This window comes from Polaromonas sp. YR568 (assembly GCF_943371715.1).
Classification (GTDB): domain Bacteria; phylum Pseudomonadota; class Gammaproteobacteria; order Burkholderiales; family Burkholderiaceae_C; genus Polaromonas.
Genome location: NZ_CALRVW010000030.1, coordinates 29,661 through 45,565, shown reverse-complemented (window position 1 = coordinate 45,565; position 15,905 = coordinate 29,661). Strand labels below are relative to the sequence as shown.

The 15,905-nt window shown below is 65.1% G+C and carries 14 protein-coding genes; 7 read left to right on the top strand and 7 right to left on the bottom strand.

Annotated features, from left to right (window positions below; all coding sequences use genetic code 11):
- Both AAG813_RS17415 and AAG813_RS17410 read right to left on the bottom strand, forming a co-directional pair.
- The coding region (locus AAG813_RS17415) for a hypothetical protein (RefSeq protein WP_341917066.1) at positions 1-358 on the bottom strand (358 nt) is incomplete at its 3' end.
- Positions 359-441: 83 nt separating this feature from the next.
- A complete protein-coding gene (locus AAG813_RS17410) occupies positions 442-1,437 on the bottom strand; it encodes a quinone oxidoreductase (protein WP_341917064.1) in 996 nt (331 codons plus the stop codon).
- 167 nt (positions 1,438-1,604) lie between these two features.
- Here AAG813_RS17410 and AAG813_RS17405 point away from each other — a divergent pair, with 167 nt between their 5' ends.
- Positions 1,605-2,504 carry a DMT family transporter gene (locus AAG813_RS17405; protein WP_341917063.1) on the top strand — a complete coding sequence of 300 codons (900 nt, stop codon included), beginning with the start codon at positions 1,605-1,607 and terminating at the stop codon, positions 2,502-2,504.
- A 21-nt stretch (positions 2,505-2,525) separates the two neighbouring features.
- Here AAG813_RS17405 and AAG813_RS17400 read toward each other — a convergent pair whose 3' ends face one another.
- The gene (locus AAG813_RS17400; protein ID WP_341917062.1) at positions 2,526-3,623 is read right to left on the bottom strand and encodes an SMP-30/gluconolactonase/LRE family protein; all 1,098 of its coding nucleotides are present in this window, start codon (positions 3,621-3,623) and stop codon (positions 2,526-2,528) included.
- Positions 3,624-3,748: 125 nt separating this feature from the next.
- Between AAG813_RS17400 and AAG813_RS17395 the strand changes: the two genes are divergently transcribed.
- The 4 genes from AAG813_RS17395 (at position 3,749) to AAG813_RS17380 (ending at position 9,210) form a co-directional block, all read left to right on the top strand.
- Positions 3,749-4,969, top strand: coding sequence for an MFS transporter (locus tag AAG813_RS17395; RefSeq protein ID WP_341917061.1), 1,221 nt, complete (start codon positions 3,749-3,751; stop codon positions 4,967-4,969).
- Positions 4,970-5,246: 277 nt separating this feature from the next.
- Positions 5,247-6,956, top strand: a complete 1,710-nt coding sequence (locus AAG813_RS17390; RefSeq protein WP_341917060.1) for a methyl-accepting chemotaxis protein — start codon at positions 5,247-5,249, stop codon at positions 6,954-6,956.
- A gap of 266 nt (positions 6,957-7,222) precedes the next feature.
- On the top strand, positions 7,223-8,656 hold the full coding sequence (locus tag AAG813_RS17385) for an ethylbenzene dehydrogenase-related protein (protein WP_341917059.1): 1,434 nt from the start codon (positions 7,223-7,225) through the stop codon (positions 8,654-8,656).
- Positions 8,657-8,658: 2 nt separating this feature from the next.
- Positions 8,659-9,210, top strand: coding sequence for a hypothetical protein (locus AAG813_RS17380; protein ID WP_341917058.1), 552 nt, complete (start codon positions 8,659-8,661; stop codon positions 9,208-9,210).
- Between the two features lie 15 nt (positions 9,211-9,225).
- On the opposite strand, the gene AAG813_RS17375 is transcribed toward AAG813_RS17380, so the two are convergent.
- The gene (locus AAG813_RS17375) at positions 9,226-10,020 is read right to left on the bottom strand and encodes an SDR family oxidoreductase (RefSeq protein ID WP_341917057.1); all 795 of its coding nucleotides are present in this window, start codon (positions 10,018-10,020) and stop codon (positions 9,226-9,228) included.
- A 36-nt stretch (positions 10,021-10,056) separates the two neighbouring features.
- Between AAG813_RS17375 and AAG813_RS17370 the strand changes: the two genes are divergently transcribed.
- Positions 10,057-10,641: an SH3 domain-containing protein gene (locus AAG813_RS17370; RefSeq protein ID WP_341917056.1), complete on the top strand. Its 585-nt coding sequence runs from the start codon at positions 10,057-10,059 to the stop codon at positions 10,639-10,641.
- A gap of 10 nt (positions 10,642-10,651) precedes the next feature.
- Complete coding sequence (locus AAG813_RS17365; protein WP_341917054.1) at positions 10,652-11,719, top strand: M48 family metalloprotease; 1,068 nt, start codon at positions 10,652-10,654, stop codon at positions 11,717-11,719.
- 537 nt (positions 11,720-12,256) lie between these two features.
- On the opposite strand, the gene AAG813_RS17360 is transcribed toward AAG813_RS17365, so the two are convergent.
- The 3 genes from AAG813_RS17360 to AAG813_RS17350 form a co-directional block, all read right to left on the bottom strand.
- Entirely contained in the window at positions 12,257-13,129 is an 873-nt protein-coding gene (locus AAG813_RS17360) for a DMT family transporter (RefSeq protein WP_341917068.1), read from the bottom strand.
- A 78-nt stretch (positions 13,130-13,207) separates the two neighbouring features.
- Entirely contained in the window at positions 13,208-14,818 is a 1,611-nt protein-coding gene (locus tag AAG813_RS17355; protein ID WP_341917052.1) for a gamma-glutamyltransferase family protein, read from the bottom strand.
- A 56-nt stretch (positions 14,819-14,874) separates the two neighbouring features.
- A complete protein-coding gene (locus AAG813_RS17350; RefSeq protein ID WP_341917051.1) occupies positions 14,875-15,870 on the bottom strand; it encodes a tripartite tricarboxylate transporter substrate binding protein in 996 nt (331 codons plus the stop codon).
- Positions 15,871-15,905: the final 35 nt, after the last annotated feature.

The window sequence follows — 15,905 nt, the reverse complement described above, 5'->3', positions numbered from 1 at the left end:
TGCCGGCCTGGACACGCAGGGTTCTGCGCGCTTCGCGCTCGGCATGGAAGTCGCGGGCAATGTCGTTCAGCGGCGCATTGATGCGTGCCAGCTCGGCCGGCAGCCGGGGCGGCCGCTGGGTGGCCGCGTAGGCGGCGTCAATCTGCTGCAGGGCCCAGGCGCGCGGCCCGGCCTGGGCCGCCTGTGCCGAAGCCGGGGTGGGCGCATAACCAAGGCGCGAGGTGGCACGCCAGGCGGCCGCCGTGTTGGCGGAAGGCGCGCCGGTATCGGTCTGGGCTTGCAGCGCCGGGCTGCCGAAGCTGGCCAATCCTGCCAGCAGGCCTGCGAGCAGTCGGTTGAGCGTGGGGGCTGTGGGCATGGACACTCCTGATGCCCCATTTAACGCCGGGACCGGGCCCGGCGTTGAACCGCAGGCGCAGCTTTACACAGCTTTGCCCTTGCCTACAGCGTCAGGATGGTGCAACCGGTGGTCTTGCGTGCTTCCAGCGAGATGTGCGCCTGCTGCACCTGGGCCAGCGGGAAACGCTGGTCGATCTGGATGTTGACCTTGCCGCTGCTGACCATGGCAAACAGCTGGTCAGCCATGTCCTGCGTGCTTTCGCGCGTGGCAATGTGGGTGAACAGCGTGGGGCGCGACACGTAGAGCGAGCCCTTGGCGGCCAGCAGGCCGATGTCCAGCGGCTCGACCTTGCCCGAGGCGTTGCCGAAGTTGGCCAGCAGGCCGAACGGGCGCAGGCAGTCGAGCGACTTGAGGAAGGTGTCCTTGCCGACCGAGTCGTACACCACCTTCACGCCCTGCCCGCCGGTGATTTCCTTGACGCGGGCGACAAAATCTTCCTTCGCGTAGTTGATGACAAAGGCCGCGCCCTGCGCCTTGGCCAGCGCACACTTGTCGTCCGAGCCGGCCGTGCCGATGAGCTGCAGGCCCATGGCCCGGGCCCACTGGCAGGCGATCAGGCCGACACCGCCGGCCGCGGCGTGAAACAGCACAAAATCGCCGGCCTGCAAGCCACCCTGCGGCAGGGTGCGGTTCAGCAGGTACTCCACCGTCAGGCCCTTGAGCATCATGGCCGCGCCGGTTTCGAAGGAAATGTCGTCGGGCAGCTTGCACACACACTTGGCCGGCATCACGCGCAGCTCGCAATAGCTGCCGGGAGGCTGGCTCGCATAGGCCGCGCGGTCGCCGGCCTTCAGGTGCGTGACGCCCTCGCCGACGGCCTCGACCACACCGGAGGCTTCCATGCCAAGCTGCAGCGGCATGGGTAGCTTGTACAGGCCGGCGCGCTGGTAAACATCGATGTAGTTCAGGCCCACCGCCTTGTGCCGGATGCGGATTTCGCCGGGACCCGGTTCGCCGACAGTCACCTCCACCAGCTTGAGTTCTTCAGGTCCGCCGTTCCTGTCAATCTGGACGGCGAGTGAGGTGGTCTGGGCCATGGTGGTTTTCCTTGAATGCGATGGAGGGGATGCGAAAAGTTGACTGCGGCCTGCATCCTGCCACGAATCATCAGGATCCGCTGACCGCGGACGCGGCCGGCCCGGGCGCCGGACGGGTGTTCAGGCTTTCTTCAGCAATCCCGCGGCGTGCTCGGTACAGTCGCCGCATGACACCCGGCCTGACCCCTCGCACCGCCCTGCTCCTGATCATCCCGCCGCTGCTCTGGGCCGGCAATGCCGTGGTCGGTCGGCTGGTCAACCAGCTCGTGCCGCCGATCACGCTGAACTTCCTGCGCTGGGCGCTGGCGTTTGTGATCCTGCTGCCGCTGGCCGGCTGGGTGCTGCGCCGCCACAGTGGCCTGTGGCCTCACTGGCGGCGTTTTGCGCTGCTCGGCCTGCTGGGTGTGGGCGCCTACAACGCGCTGCAGTACCTGGCGCTGCAGACATCGACCCCGCTCAATGTGACACTGGTCGCGGCCAGCACGCCGGTGTGGATGCTGGGCATAGGCTGGCTGTTTTTTTCCCAGAAGGTGTCGCGGCGGCAGATTCTGGGCGCGCTGCTGTCCATCACCGGCGTGCTGGTGGTCCTGTCGCGCGGCCAGTGGTCGCTGCTGGCCCAGGTGCGGCTGGTGCCCGGCGACCTGTATGTGCTGCTGGCCACCATGGCCTGGGCGTTTTACAGCTGGCTGCTGGCCAAACCCGCAGAGCCGCCGGAGATCCGCAACGACTGGGCGGCCTTTCTGATGGCGCAGATGATTTTCGGGCTGGGCTGGTCCGGCCTGTTCGCGGCCAGCGAGTGGGCCCTGACCGATGCCCACATCCAGTGGGGCTGGCCGCTGGCCGCCGCGCTGATGTACGTCGCCCTCGGCCCGGCCATCCTGGCCTACCGTTGCTGGGGTGTGGGCGTGCAGCGCGCCGGCCCCGCGGTGGCGGGATTTTTCGCCAACCTCACGCCGCTGTTTGCGGCCCTGATGTCGGCCGCCTTCCTGGGCGAGCTGCCACACCTGTATCACGGGCTGGCGTTCGCGCTGATCGTGGGCGGGATTGTGGTATCGGCGCGGCGCTAAACCCGTCCGCCGCCGCCCGGCCTACTTCGCCCGCCAGCCCAGGCTTTTGGCATGCAGGCTCTGGATGTACAGCCTGTCGGTTGTTTCGGTGACGCCGGTGGTTTCCGGGTAAGCCCCGCTGGGGTCCTGCAGGTCGGCGACGATTTTTCCTTCTTCCGTGAAGGCCATGACATGCCCGTACGAAGGTGGAATGGGCCACAGGGCACGCGGAAGCCGCAGGGTGAGCTTGCGCAAAAAGGGCTGGTCCGCGAGTTTGTCAATCGTCGGATTTCTGGGCTTGGCCAGGCCCAACCAGATCCTGCCGTCCAGGCCGCGCATGAGGTTGTCGGGATAACCGGGCAGATTGTCCAGCAACACACTGGCCTGCGGGCCCGGCTGCGCGACATCCAGGTCGCGGGCATCGACGGATACCTTCCACACCCGGTACTTGCCGGTCTCCGCCACGAACAGCGCCTTGCCATCCTGACTCAGGGCCACACCATTGGCAAAACTCAGGCCTTTGGCAACGACACGGGCGCTGCGGGTGGCCGGGTCGTATTCCAGAATGCGTCCGGTGGAAGATTGCTCGAGGATGTCCAGCACGCTGGCTTCGAACGTGCCGCCCCAACGGGCCGGCGCAAACCGTGTGGAGGCATCGCTGAGATAGATTTTCCCGTTGCCGGCCACGATCACCGCATCCGCATAACGAATCGGGTCGCTCCCGACCTTGTCGGTCAGCAGCGTGATCTTTTTGTCCGGGCTGATGGACAGCAGGCCCTTGACCGCATCGGCCGCAATCAGATGCCCGGCCGCGTCAAAGTCGAAACCCAGCACCCTGCCGCCGGTGTTGGCGAACACCTCCTGCGCGCTGCCGTCGGGGTTCATGCGCAGGATGTTGCCGCTGGCCACGGCCACATACAGCTTGCCGTCCCTGGCCATCACCACATGTTCGGGGCCTTCTTCGGCACCCAGCGAAATCGTCTGCAAACCCGCCAGTTTGTTGTTGACCGCATGTGGTCCGGTATAGCCAGGGGCCGTGCTGGCGGTCCAGCGGACAGGCTCTATCGGTACCGGCCAAAAGCTCAGGTAAAGACCGGCCACCGCGATTATCAGGACCAGGATCAAGGCTGCCTTTTTCATAGGCTGGACTATAGCGCTGAGCGCAGCCTGCGCCCGGCCGCACTTCCCCGCCAACAGGTCCGCAAATGGCCAGCGGCGGCCAGGAGTCCGGGGCATGATGCGGGTTTCCGGAGAACAGGCACCCCATGACACCCCCGCTTCCGCGCGCCCTGCTGGCCCTCAGCGGGTCCAACCTCGCGGCGCAGTCGGCCGAGCAACTGAGCCTGGCGGCGGTGCCCATCGTCGCCGTCCTGGTCCTGGGCGCCGGGCCCGGCGACATCGGCTTGCTGGCAACCGCCCAGACCCTGCCCTTTCTGCTGCTGTCGATTCCGCTGGGCCTGCTGGCCGACCGCACCTCGCGGCGCCGCCTGATGGTGTGGGCCGAGACCCTGCGCGCCCTGGCCCTATTCGGCCTGCTGGCTGCCGTGGTGTCCGGCCAGCTCTCCATCGGCTTGCTAGCCGTGCTGGGCTTTCTGGGTGCCGTCGGCACCGTGGGTTTCAGCGTTGCTGCGCCTGCCCTGGTGCCCGCGCTGGTGCCGCGTGAGGCCCTAGCGCGGGCCAACGGCCGGCTGGAACTCGCCCGCAGTGCCGCGTTTGCCGCCGGGCCCGCGCTGGGCGGCGCCCTGGTCACCTGGGCCGGCGCTCCTGCTGCGTTTGCGCTGGCCGCCGTGTTGTCCGTCTCCGCGGTGCTTCTGCTGCTACGGCTGGTGGAACCGCCGCGCCCGCCCATGGCCAGGCGTCACCCGCTGCTCGACATCCGGGACGGTGCGCACTGGGTCTGGCGCCATGCGCTGCTGCGGCCGATTTTTCTGACGGCCGTGGCCTGGAACATATCCTGGTTCGTGCTGCAGGCCGCCTACGTGCCCTACGCCATCCGGCTGCTCGGCCTGGGCGCCGCCGCTGTGGGCATGACACTCGCCGCGTACGGCGCCGGCATGGTGGTGGGCGCGCTGCTGGCTCCGCAGGTGGTTGCCAGGCTGCCCTTTGGCCGCGCGATTCAACTGGGGCCGGCCGTCTCGGTGCTGGCAGCGCTGACCATGGTCGCCACACTGGCCCTTCCGTCCGGCGTGCTGGCGGGCCTGGCGTTTTTCCTTTTCGGCGTCGGCCCGATTGTCTGGACCATCACGTCCACGACCCTGCGGCAAACCGTCACCCCCGGCGCCATGCTGGGGCGTGTGTCGGCGATTTTTCTGGCGGCCAATACCGGGGCCCGACCCATAGGCGCCGCACTCGGCGGTTTCGTGGGTGCGACCTGGGGCGAACCCGCCTGCCTGGTGCTGGCCCTCGCGGGCTTCGCCGTGCAGGCCTGGATTATTTTCGGCTCACAGGTCAGAGGGCTGCAGCGCCTTCCGATGCCGCAGGCTTGAGGCTTGGGCTTCTGCGCTGCACATCCTGTTCCGGTCGTTGCCCAGCGCAAAGTCAGGCTGAACGCCGTAACGTTTCCGCACAATTTCAGGTGGGCGCGCCTCAAGCTTTCTCGTGGTTCTGCCGATAAGCAGGTAACGAGGAAAGCGGTGCATGGCGCTTCGCTCCGCCGTGGGTCCTGGCCAGGAAGCGCGTTTTTCAAATGAAGCGCCGGGTCGCCCCAGGGTGGAGGAAGACACACCGCGTTTTTACTCCCCCTCACCTTCTGGAGTCCCGATCATGTTTCTAGGCAATATCTCTATTGGCAAGCGTCTGGCCCTTGTGGTTGGCATCATCCTTGCGCTGTTTCTGACAAGCAGCGTGCTTGCCGTCCTGAAGCTGCGGCAACTGGGCACTGAAATCAACGCCATGGTCGAGAAAAACGTCAAGACCGAGCGGGCTGGTGCCGACTGGCTGCGCCACACCACCTCGGGCGTGCAGCGGGCCGCGGCCATTGCCAAAAGCAGCGATGCCAGCCTGATTGCCTACTTTGCGCCGGCCACGGCCTCGTCCATCACGCAAACCAACGAACTCCAGAAATTCATCGAAACGCAGATGGACACGCCGGAAAAACGCCAGCTGTTCAGCAAAGTGGGCGAGTTGCGCAAGAACTACCTCGCGGCCCGCGAGGAGGTCAGCAAAGCCAAGCTGGCCGGCGACGTGGAAGGCGCCAATCGCATTTTCAACGAGCGCTTCGAACCCACCTCGCGCAGCTATCTTGCGGGCGTGCAGCAAATGGTGGACACCGAGCGGGCTCAACTGGATGTTGCGGCGCAACGCAGTGAAGACTTGCGTGCCCGGACGAGCACGCTGCTGATCGTCTGCTCCGCGCTGTCACTGGGCCTCGGCATTCTGCTGGCCTGGTTGCTGGCACGCAGCATCACGCAGCCCCTGCAGCGCGCGGTGCAGGTCGCCCAGGCTGTTGCTGCCGGCAACCTGACCAGCCGGATTGAAGTGACAAGCCAGGACGAAACCGGCCAGCTGATGCAGGCCTTGAAGGACATGAACGACAGCCTGGCCAAGGTGGTCGGCGAAGTCCGCAGCGGCACCGACACGATAGCCACAGCGTCCAGCCAGATTGCCGCCGGCAACCACGACCTGTCCTCCCGGACCGAACAGCAGGCCAGCTCCCTGGAAGAGACAGCCGCGTCGATGGAAGAGCTGACGTCCACCGTCAAACAGAATGCCGACAACGCCCGCCAGGCCAACCAGCTGGCAGTCACCGCCTCCAGCGTGGCCGTCAAGGGCGGCAGCGTGGTTGCCGAAGTGGTCGGCACCATGGGCGCCATCAATGCTTCTTCCAGAAAAATCGTCGACATCATCGGCGTGATCGACGGCATCGCCTTCCAGACCAACATCCTGGCCCTGAACGCTGCGGTGGAAGCGGCCCGAGCCGGGGAACAGGGAAGAGGCTTTGCCGTGGTGGCCGCCGAGGTGCGCAACCTGGCCCAGCGCAGTGCGACAGCGGCCAAGGAGATCAAGGGTTTGATCGACGACTCCGTCGGCAAGGTCGAACAAGGCAGCAAACAGGTGGCCGAGGCCGGCAAGACCATGGACGAGATTGTCGACAGCGTCAAACGCGTGACCGACATCATGGCCGAGATCACGGCGGCCAGCCAGGAGCAGACCGCTGGCATCGAGCAGATCAACCAGGCGATCACGCAGATGGATCAGGTGACGCAGCAAAACGCCGCGCTGGTGGAAGAAGCCGCAGCCGCAGCGTCCTCGCTGCAGGAACAGGCCAGCGGGTTGAGCCAAGTGGTCAGTGTGTTCAGGCTGGGCAGCGAGCAGCTGCATCACCAGAATCACCAGGCGCCCGCCCGTCCTGCGAGCCCCAAGGCCAGGCCCATGCAGCCTCCACCGGCCAAGCGTGCCATTGCGGCGCCGCGCAGGCCTGCCGCACCGGCCGGCGAGCTGGCCGCGGCCGGGGGCAGCTGGGAAACGTTTTGAGCTCACCCTGGGCCGCCAGTTTGGTACGCGCCACGCCGGCGACAAAACCCGTCAGCCCGCTACCTCGGCCGATCACGCCAACACCATGGCGTCAAACCGTCACCCCGTTGTTCGCAGCGCAGAGCCACGAGTCTGGTGTCGAACACCCCGAAAGCCGGCTTGCCCACCAACAAAAAAGACCATTCAGACAACATTGATATAAATCAACGGACGGGTCCTGTGCCGGGCCTAGCATGGGCTGAAATTTCACAATGCGGAGACAGCACATGAATGACGGTTTACGCCTCAAAGGGCTGGTTGCGGCCTTGGCTTTGTTTGGCGGTGGCCTGTTGCTGTCATGGCTCACCCACGGCACCGGGGTGGTTCACAACGATCCCAAACGCAATATCAGCATCCCCAAGCAACTGACGGTGCCGTTGCAAGTGCAGGCCGCTTACAACGGCTCGCACATGTTCTTTCGGTACCGCTGGCCGGCCGAAAAACCTGGCATCTTTCATGATGTCGTGAAGTTCGAAGACGGCAAGTGGGTTCGCAAGGGTGCGGGTAATCCAGGCCCGGAGAAAGACGGCATCCATGAAGACCGGGTGGCGATGATGCTGGACGATGGCAGCGTGCCGGAGTTCGCCCGTTACGGCGGTTATATGGCGATTGGCTCAGGCATCGACACTTTCACCAGGCATGCAAGCAAGGAAGAGGTGGAGGCGCACCCCCATCTGGGCAAGAAACTCAAAGGGGATGTGGTCACCAAGTCTCTGCCCGGAACCCGCACGGACATTAACGACTGGACCAGCGTGCAGCCCGAAGCGACGCTCAAGGCGCAACGCGAAGCCGGCTATTTCCTCGACCTGTGGCACTGGCGCGGCCACCGCTCAAACCCGATCAACATGTCGGACGACCAGTTGATTGCAGAAGCACGTTTGGGCGACGCGGGCAAAAGTTCAGCCGGCAGCAACTGGGATGGCGAGAAAAAGCAACCCAGGCTGATGTTCAACGCGGCCACCACTGGCTACAAGGCCCTGAAATGGGATGACATCAAGCAGGGCAAGATTGCCCAGGATTCCACCTATTTCCTGCGTGAAGGCGAAGCGGTGCCTTTTGATCCGGCTGCTGGCTGGGTCAACGGCGACACCTTGCCACGACGCACCTTGCGCACACCCGAGGGCTCCATGGCCGACATCGCGGTGCAGGGCAAGGGCCGCTGGGCCGATGGCTATTGGGATGTCACACTCACGCGCAAACTCGACACCGGCAATCCGCTGGACGACAAGGTTCTCAAGGATCAGGGCGCTTACGCGGTTGCATTCGCCATTCATCGCAATGCCACAGGCGGTCGCTGGCACTATGTTTCCCTGCCTGCTTCACTCGGCCTGGGACGTGCCGGGGATATCGTGGCGACGAGCTTTGCAGGTGATGCGCCGCCATGGGGCGCCCAATGGACCACCGTCGAGCTGTTCTACCCCGGCCAGGTCAGCTGGCCTCACCTCAACAGCACAAAACATGCGGGTGCCGAGTTCATCCGCAAGGGTCAGCCGGTGACAACACACCATAGCGTCGATCAACTCAAACATTACGGCATCGAAGCCGAATTTGCCGACGCCATTTATCGCCAGTGGCTGTGGACTCTGCTTGCCGGTGTTGTCCTGATCGCCGCTTTCGGCATCGCCCTCAACCAGTTGCTCAAACGCAACCCAGGAGTTTGACCATGGCCCCGTATCACGTTTTGATGGTTCACTTTCCCATCGCCCTGTGGATGACCGCCACACTGGCCATCCTGTTGCGCGCTTTTTCCAGTGGGCCGCTGGCCAGGTCGGTGGACCATGCGCTCGTGCCCCTGCTCAGCATCAGCCTGATCTTCGGCGTCATCGCCTTCTCGATTGGCCTCATGGTCTGGCCTTGGGAAACCATTTCCGCTTCAGCCCTCGCGCGCAACCATGTGCTGACGGCGAGCTGGACGGTGGCGTACTGGGCCCTTGTCCTGTTTGTGCGTTGGCGCCGCGGTGAAGCAGTGTGGGATGGCATGACACGCTGGATCATGGCCGATCTGGCACTGCTGGGAAGCGCGCTGCTGGGCATCACCGGCACGCTCGGCGGTCATCTGGTGGGCATCTATACCGAGGTATCGACCGCACTGCGCCTGCTGGGCTGGGAGGTCTACACCACCTACTATGTACCCGACATGGCGCTGGCAGGCATCGGCATCATTGCCGTCCTGCTGCTGGTCCTGGCATGGTGGAGCCGCGCAAGGATCCGGTAAGCGCCAGCGCCCCGTTCAGAAACTTCCCGGATAGGCACCACCATCGGCCAGCACGTTCTGGCCGGTCATGTAAGCGGCATGCGTGCTGCACAGGAAGGCGCAGATCGCACCGAATTCGTCGGGTGTGCCAAAACGACCGGCAGGAATTTGCGCCTGTTGCGTGCGGCGGATCTCCTCGACACTCTTGCCGGACTTCTCGGCGGCGGCACGCACGGTGGTGGCGATGCGGTCGGTGTCGAACTTGCCTGGAAGCAGGTTGTTGATCGTCACACCCTGGGCCGCCAGTTTGGTGCGCGCCACGCCGGCGACAAAACCCGTCAGCCCGCTGCGCGCACCGTTGCTCAATCCCAGAATGTCGATCGGCGCCTTCACCGAGCTGGAGGTGATGTTGACGATGCGGCCAAAACCGCGCGCCGCCATGCCGTCCACCGTGGCCTTGATCAGCTCGATCGGGGTCAGCATGTTGGCGTCCAATGCCTTGATCCAGGCGTCGCGATCCCACTCGCGGAAGTCGCCCGGTGGCGGACCGCCGGCGTTGGTCACCACGATGTCGAAGTCCTTGCGCACCGCGAAGACCGCCGCGCGGCCTTCCACGGTCGTGATGTCTGCCGCAACAAACTGCACGCTGGCGCTTGCCGGCCGGGCGCTGTCAGCTATCAATTTTGCAGCAGTTGCTTCCAGCACCTCGGCGCCGCGCGCGACGATCAGCACGTTCACGCCTTCGCGCACCAGCGCCTGCGCACAGCCCAGACCGAGACCCTTGCTTGCGCCGCACACCAAAGCCCATTTGCCTGCAATACCTAAATCCATAATAATTTCCGCTTCTTCGTTGAAAGTTGATGGGCCATGATACTGAGTAAATCCAGGCGCGTTCGGTGGCTGGGCTCTTGCGTCCTTCTGCTGGGCAGCGCCCTGGCCCAGGCACAAACCGAGGCGGTGCTGGTCAAGCGAACCACTGAATTGCGCGAGGCGCCGGGGGAAACATCGCGCAGCGTGGCCCCGCTGGCGGCGCGCACGCCGGTGACGCGCTCCGGCGCACGCCAGGGCGCGTGGATCCAGGTGCGTACCGCCGAAGGCGCCAGCGGCTGGGTCCACATGTTTGACGTGGGCACGGCCAGCAGCGCCGCGGCGCCCAGCGCCGGCGCCAATGCGCTGCGCGGCCTGACCAGCTTCTTCAACAAGGGCAGCGCCCAGGGCGGAGCCACCACCGCCACCTCCACCGTGGGCATACGCGGGCTGGGCGCGGAAGACCTGGCACGTGCGCAACCCAACATGGCCGCGGTGGCGCAAGCCGACGCGCTGCGCATGGATGCCGACCAGGCCCGCCAGTTCGCCAGCGCGGCGGCCCTCAGCAGCCGGCCGGTGGACGCCCTGCCCGAGCCAGCACCAGCGCCGCTGCAAAACGCCGGCCCCATGGGCAATAGCAACTAGGGAGCCACCCATGAACCTGCCACATCGCCTCCTGCAACCGGCCCGGCTGCTGCCGCTGGCCTTGGCCGCCGGTCTGGCCTGCATGCCGGCGCAGGCCCAGGACGCCGGCAAGGCGCTGAACCTGCTGGGCTCCTTTCTGCGCCAGGCCGCCCCTGCCGAAGCGCCGGCGACCGCCCAGCCGGCCTCGCCCGGGGGAATGTTGGGAAACATGCTGGGCGCCAGCTTCGCCCCGGCTGGCGCTGGCCAGGCATCCCGCGCCGGTGACCTCGGCCTGCTGTCGCAGTCGCTCGAGCAGATCGACGAACCGAAGGAAATTGAAATCGGCCGCCAGCTGGCCGCCGTGCTGCTGGGCAGCAAGCCGCTGCATCCCGACATGGTGCTGCAGCGTTATGTCAACCAGTTGGGACGCTGGATCAGCCTGCAGTCCGCGCGGCCGCAGCTGCCCTGGACCTTCGCAGTGCTGGACGATGCCGGCTTCAACGCTTTCGCCGCGCCCGGCGGTTATGTGTTCGTGACCAAGGGGCTGGTCGAACGGGTTGCCGACGAGGCCGAGCTGGCCGGCATCCTGGCGCATGAAATCACCCACGTGACCGCTAAACACCACCTGCAGGCGATTGCCAAAACCGCGCGGGCCGGCCTGCTCACGCAGGTTATCGGCTCGCAGGTCAAGGGCGACCTGGCGGGCGCGGTGTCGGCCCAGTTTCTCAATCTGGGGCGCGACCTGTATTCACGCGGGCTGGACCAGACCGATGAATTCGATGCCGACCGCAGCGGTGTGGCGCTGGCCGCACGCGCCGGTTTCGACCCCTATGGCTTGGTATCCGTGTTGCAGCAGCTGCGTACCGCCACGCCGGACAACCCGCTGTTTGCCTTGTCGCTGAACACCCACCCACCGGCGCAGCAGCGGCTGGACCTGCTGGAGCAGGCCATGGGCAACCGCATGGACGGCCTGAGCGGACAGCAGCCCGTCACCGTGGCCCAACGCATGGAAGGCCTGGCGGCCGCACGCACGGCCAGCCGTGCCGATGCGCCAGCGGTCACCGTGCCGACCGGGCGGCGAGTCCCTGCGAAAAAGTAAGGACCGCTTTTTCAGCGTTCGGACTGGGCCTATGCGAGCTCGAACTTTGCTTGATTTTTCGTACTAGCCGGGTCTCGCCCCGGCGGGCGACTTACTTTTCTTTGCTTCGCCAAAGAAACCTAAGGAAAAGAAAGGCGACCCGATGGTCTGGGTCCCCTGCGCTGCGCTTCGGGGCAACCTGCGGTGCTCGCCGAAAGTGGGGTCGAGCTCGAACTCGCCTTCGGTTCAGACAATCGCTCGCCCTGTTCCACTTTCAGCTGCGCTCCTCGGCCCAGCCCGACGGGTGGGGGGGAAAGACAAAACACAAATTCCCGCATACCGAATTCATCCGGAGTCCTTGAAGCGTGCAGCGCTTCAAGGACGGGAATCCCAACAGACCGTCATGTTTGCACGCGAGCGCAGCGCACGCGGCCAAATGAAGTCCCCCTCCATCGCCCAGCGGGGCGAGGGAGGGGTTAGGGGTGGGAGTGGGGAGTCAGTCCTACTGTTCAGAACCAACCGGGAACGGAGCGTGACGCCAGAAGCCCCCAAAAACCATCATTTGCCAGAACGGCTAAACACAAAAATCCCCGCAATCACCAGCACCGTCCCAGCCGCCACCCAGGCGGTGAAAGGCTCCCCGAGAATCAGCACGCCCATCAAAATAGTGGACATCGGGCCGACCATGCCGGTCTGCGCGGCCATGCTGGCGCCTATGCGTTCGATGGCCATCATCACCATCAGCACCGGGGCCGCCGTGCACAGCGTGGCATTGAGCACGGAGAGCCAGATCACCTCGGGCGCCACAGCCGCAGCACTGAGCGGCCTGAGCAGCAGGAACTGCAGGATGCAGCACAGGCAGGCCACCGTGGTGGCCAGGCCCACCAGCCGCAAGGCGCCCAGGCGTTTGACCATCTCGCCGCTGTAGACCAGGTAGAGCGCATAACTGACGGCGCTGAGAAACACCAGCAGCGCGCCCCAGGCGGCATCCGGCCCCAGCAGGGTGATCTCGTGGCCGAAGACCAGCACCACGCCGCTGTAGCTGATCGCCATGCCCATGATTTGCGGCGTCGTGATGCGCCTGCGGTACAACACCAGACCCAGCAGCAGGACCAAGGTGGGATTGAGGTAGAGAATCAGCCGCTCGAGCGAGGCGCTGATGTAGGCCAGCCCGGCGAAGTCCAGGAAACTCGCCAGGTAATAACCGGTGAAACCGAGCCAGAGCACGCCCAGCCAGTCCTTGCGGGTCAGGGCCGCCTTGCCGCGGCTGGCCCACCAGGCCATCACGGCAAAGATCGGCAGCGCAAACAGCATGCGGTACATGATGAGCGTGACCGCATCGACGCCGTAGCGGTAGGCGAGCTTGACGATGATCGCCTTGCCGCTAAAGGCGATGGCGCCGAACGTCGCTAGCAGCAAGCCGGATGCTATGCTTTTGGTAGCTGCCTGCGCCCGTTCATCGTGGGCTGGAAGTGCTTTTTGCTCTGAACTTCTGGACAAGGGGAAATTTTAGAAACCGACGGCCTGGCCGTCGCGCCGGCTGTCGCTGGCCGCCACATACCCCTCGACCTTGGGATCGCCGGCGCGGCAGATGAACTGGCCCGCGCCGAAGTCCTGGTAGGAGTCATTGATGACTTCCATGCGGTGGCCCCGGTCCGCCAGGGCCTGCACGGTTTGCGGGTTCATCGCCGCTTCGACATTGATTTCGAAACCGGCGTTGTAGCGCCAGCGCGGCGCATCGCAGGCGGCCTGCGGGCTCTGTTGGTAGTCGAGCATGCGCACCAGCGTCTGCATGTGGCCCTGGGGCTGCATGTTGGCGCCCATCACGCCGTAACTCATCACCGGCTGCCCGTCTTTCGTGAGGAAGGCCGGGATGATGGTGTGGAAAGGCCGCTTGCCCGGCGCCACCTGGTTGACACCAGCCTGCACACTGAAGGCGTGGCCGCGGTTTTGCAAACTGATGCCGAAGTCGGGCTCGACACAACCCGAGCCAAAGCCCATGTAGTTGCTCTGGATGAAGCTGACCATCATGCCGTCCTCGTCGGCCGCGGTGAGGTAAATGGTGCCGCCCTTGACCGGGTTGCCGGCGCCGAAGTCCTGCGCTTTTTTCATGTCGATGAGTTTGGCACGGGAGGCGAGATAGCTGTCATCGAGCATTTGATCGACGCTCACCTCCATCGACGATGGCTCCGCCACGTATTTGTAGACGTCGGCAAACGCCAGCTTCATCGCCTCGATCTGCAAATGCTGCGAGTCCACGCCGTCCACCGCCAGGCCGGCCACATCGAACTTGTCGAGGATGCCCAGTGCAATCAGGGCCGAAATGCCCTGCCCGTTCGGCGGAATTTCGTGCAGCGTGTAGCCGCGGTAGTCCTTGCCGATGGGCTGGACCCACTCCGGCTGGTAGGACGCAAAATCTTTGGCCGTCAGGCTGCCGCCGTTTTGGGCCGAGAATTTCTCAATCGCCTGCGCGATCTCACCGCCGTAATAGGCCGCGCCCTTGCTTTGCGCGATCGCCCGCAACGCCCTGGCCGCCGCCTTGAACTGGAACAGCTCACCGACATTCGGCGCGCGGCCCCAGGGCAGAAAGGACTGTGCAAAACCGGGCATCGCCTTCAGTTCGCTGGTCGCGGCCGCCCACTTCTGCTGAACCACTGGCGGCAGCAGGTAGCCCCGCTCGGCAATTTCGATCGCGGGCTCCATCAGGTCGGCAAACGGCAGCTTGCCAAAACGTTCGCTCATGGCCACCCAGCCGGCCACGGCACCGGGCACGGTCACCGAATCCAGGCCGCGCTTGGGCGGGGTGGCGGCGCCGTCGCCGTATTTGCGCTTGAAGTAATCCGGCGTCCAGGCCTGCGGTGCACGGCCCGAGGCATTGAGGCCATGCAATTCCTTGCCGTCCCACAGAATGCAGAAGGCGTCACTGCCCAGACCGTTGCTGACCGGCTCGACGATGGTCATGGCAGCGGCCGCGGCAATGGCGGCATCCACCGCGTTGCCGCCCTTGAGCAGCATGCGCAGGCCAGCCTGCGCGCCCAGCGGGTGCGAGGTGGACACCACATTGCGGGCAAACAGGGGGATGCGGGTGGAGGTGTAGGGATTGCTGTAGTCGAAGTTCATGAATGGCTCTGGAAATGAGAGGGTTGGCGCCAGGCCCTGGCGCCGGACAGGCGCTGTCAGTCGGTGGTGATCCTGCGCTCGGAAATGATTTTTTTCCACTTGGCGTTGTCGGTCCTGACCATTGCCGCAAAAGCCTGCGGCGTGCCGCCGGTGGGCTCGGCGCCCAGACGGGCAAAACGCTCTTTGACATCGGCGTCGGCCAGCGCCGCATTGAGCGCCTGGTTCACCCGGGCCGTCAGCTCGGCATTCAGGCCTTTGGGGCCGTACACGCCGAACCAGGTCACCGACTCGAAGCCCGGCAGGACCTCGGACACCGTCGGCAGATCAGGCGCGAGCGCGGTGCGCTTGAGGGTGGTCACGGCCAGGGCGCGCAGCTTGCCATCCTTGACATGCGGCATGCCGGTGACAAAGGAATCGAACAGCACATCGAGCTTGCCGCTGATCAGGTCCGGCATGGCCAGCGCGGTGCCGCGGTAGGGGATATGAAGAATGAAGGTCCCGGACTGCGCCTTGAAGTACTCGGTGGTCAGGTGCACGATGGTGCCGTTGCCGCTGGACGCGTAGTTCAGCCGCCCCGGATTTTTCCGCGCATGGTCGATGAACTCACGCATGGTCCGGGCCGGCGAGGAGTTGGGCACCAGCACGACATTGGGCGAACTGGCGACATAGGCGATCGGGGTGAAATCCGTCTCGGCGTTGTAGGGGATTTTCGGGTTGATGGCCGGGCCTATGCTGTGGGTGCTCGAGGTCGCCAGCAGCAGCGTGTAGCCATCGGGCGCAGCCTTGGACGCGGCATCGGCGCCTATGGTCCCGCCGGCGCCAGGCCGGTTGTCAACCACCACGGTCTGGCCGATTTTTTCACCGAGCTTCTGCGACAGTGCACGCGCCAGGATGTCGGTGGCGCCGCCCGCCGGGAAAGGCACGATCATGCGGATGGGCCGCGCGGGGAAAGCCGCGCTGGTAGCCGCTGCAGAAGTCTGCGCCGCGGCGGGCAAGGCGGCAGCCACCGCAACGCCAGCCACCGTCATAAAAATGATATGTCTACGTTTCATTTCGCCATTGTGCAACGGTTTTCCGGACGACAGGG